Genomic DNA, 2,490 nt, shown 5'->3' with positions numbered 1-2,490 from the left:
ATTTAGGACCTTCAGATTTTTGTTGCATAACCTAGCTAATATTTTGTTGTGTTTTAAACAATAATCGCATTACGCTTTGCATTTTGCAAATAACATTAGCTAAATTATGGGTAAAAGAAAGGATTCAAAAATAATATCAATTATTTAAAAAATGGCATAAACCATGCTGATAGTTTAGTGACCCCTCGGGTCACCTAGCCAACTGACGTTGTTAGTGAACGAGATGTTCACAAAACAAGCCAATAGACCCGACTGCCTATTGGCTTCTTTTTTTCTGCAAGCAATCTAAAACACTTGGCTAAGCTAGATCATTATGCTTATTTTTAACTATTTGCGATGAACTGCGCTCTTAGTTTTTCAATCTCGTCACGCTTTTGCGCCGCCAATTCAAACTCTAAATCTTGCGCGTGCTGATACATTGCCGCCTCAAGTCGACTGATTTCTTTTTCCAACTGCTGAGGAGACATGACCTCGTATGTTTGCGAAGGCTCCGCCACTTTCGACAACGGTACCTGTTTAGTATTACGCTGACGTTTAGACTTGGTAATATCGCCCAATTCCATAATATCTTTGATATTTCGTTTGAGCGCTTGCGGCGAAATGCCCATTTCTTCGTTGTACGCTTTCTGCTTCTCGCGGCGGCGGTTGGTTTCATCCATCGCCTTTTTCATGGAGTTGGTGATTCGGTCAGCATACAAGATCGCCTTACCTTCAAGATTTCGCGCAGCACGACCAATGGTCTGAATCAGTGAACGCTCGGAGCGCAAGAAGCCCTCTTTATCTGCATCCAATATTGCAACCAGCGAAACTTCAGGCATGTCCAAGCCTTCTCGTAGCAAGTTAATTCCCACCAGCACGTCAAACTCGCCAAGACGAAGATCACGGATGATCTCCACACGTTCTACGGTATCAATATCTGAGTGTAAGTAACGTACCCTAACATCATGTTCGTGCAAGTACTCGGTGAGATCTTCGGCCATTCGTTTGGTCAATGTTGTCACTAGAACTCGCTCATCTTTAGCAGAACGGAGGCGAATTTCAGACAACAAGTCGTCTACTTGGGTCGCTACTGGGCGAACTTCCAATTCTGGGTCAAGCAAGCCTGTTGGACGAACAACTTGATCCGCCACATCGCCTGAAGATTTTTCTAGTTCATAATTTCCTGGCGTCGCAGAGACAAAAATCGTCTGCGGTGCTAACGCTTCAAACTCTTCAAACTTGAGCGGACGATTATCTAACGCAGAAGGTAAGCGAAAACCAAACTCCACTAGCGTTTCTTTACGAGAGCGGTCACCTTTATACATGGCACCAATCTGCGGCACCGTCACGTGGGATTCATCGATGATCAACAAACCGTCATGAGGCAAGTAATCAAACAATGTCGGTGGCGGCTCGCCTTCCGATCGTCCGCTGAGATAGCGAGAATAGTTTTCGATACCTGAGCAAAAACCTAACTCATTCATCATCTCGATATCGAATTGAGTCCGCTGGCTAATACGCTGTTCTTCCAGTAGCTTGTTGTTGTCTAGAAGCTGTTTTTTGCGTACTTCTAATTCAACCTTAATATTTTCAATCGCTTCAAGAATACGATCTCTTGGTGTCACGTAGTGCGTCTTAGGGTAAATAGTGTAGCGTGGTAAATCTCGCTGTTTCACCACACCAGTCAATGGATCAAAAACACTGATGCAGTCAATTTCATCATCAAACATTTCGACACGAACTGCGTCTTGGTCAGATTCCGCTGGAAAGATATCAATCACTTCGCCACGAACCCGAAACTGTCCTCGCTCAAATGCCACGTCATTTCTTGAATATTGTAGCTCTGCCAAACGTCGTAGCATGTCCCGTTGATCAATCACGTCACCACGACGTAAATGCAACATCATTTGCAAGTAAGATTCTGGGTCACCCAAACCATAGATAGCAGAAACAGACGCAACGATAATCGCGTCTTTACGTTCCAATAGTGCTTTCGTTGCTGAAAGGCGCATTTGCTCTATGTGAGCGTTAACCGATGCGTCTTTTTCAATGAAAGTATCCGTCGTCGGGACATAAGCTTCAGGCTGGTAGTAATCGTAGTAGGAAACAAAGTACTCCACCGCATTATTGGGAAAGAATGATTTCATCTCGCCATATAATTGCGCTGCGAGCGTTTTGTTTGGAGCAAGTAATATTGCAGGTCGCTGGGCTTGAGCGATAACATTCGCTAGTGTGAACGTTTTACCCGATCCCGTTACCCCCAATAGTGTTTGATGTGCCAGTCCAGCATCGAGCCCCTCAAGCAGCTGCTTGATCGCTCCCGGCTGGTCACCCGATGGCTGATAATCGGAGACCAATTCATAGACTTTACTCATACCCTTCCTCAACTTTACTGCGCTTTGGCTGTATATATATACACCTTAGCCAATGAAATCTACGTCTATCGAAAATTTACCCACCATTGTTAATAAATTTTCTTGTTTGTCTAGAATGCTGTAGCCATACAAAACC

At 44.2% G+C, this 2,490-nt stretch carries 1 protein-coding gene; it reads right to left on the bottom strand.

Features of this window, described 5'->3' with window-relative positions; translation table 11 throughout:
• Positions 1 to 323 precede the first annotated feature (323 nt).
• Positions 324 to 2,354 (bottom strand): excinuclease ABC subunit UvrB, encoded by a 2,031-nt coding sequence (gene uvrB, locus CAG69_RS16770; RefSeq protein ID WP_065646646.1) that lies wholly within the window; start codon positions 2,352 to 2,354, stop codon positions 324 to 326.
• Positions 2,355 to 2,490: the final 136 nt, after the last annotated feature.

Source organism: Vibrio sp. V43_P6S15P86, from assembly GCF_009904725.1.
GTDB classification, from domain to species: Bacteria; Pseudomonadota; Gammaproteobacteria; order Enterobacterales; family Vibrionaceae; genus Vibrio; species Vibrio diabolicus.
The sequence above is the reverse complement of the archived record's forward strand: the minus strand, read 5'-3'. Positions and strand labels throughout refer to the sequence as shown.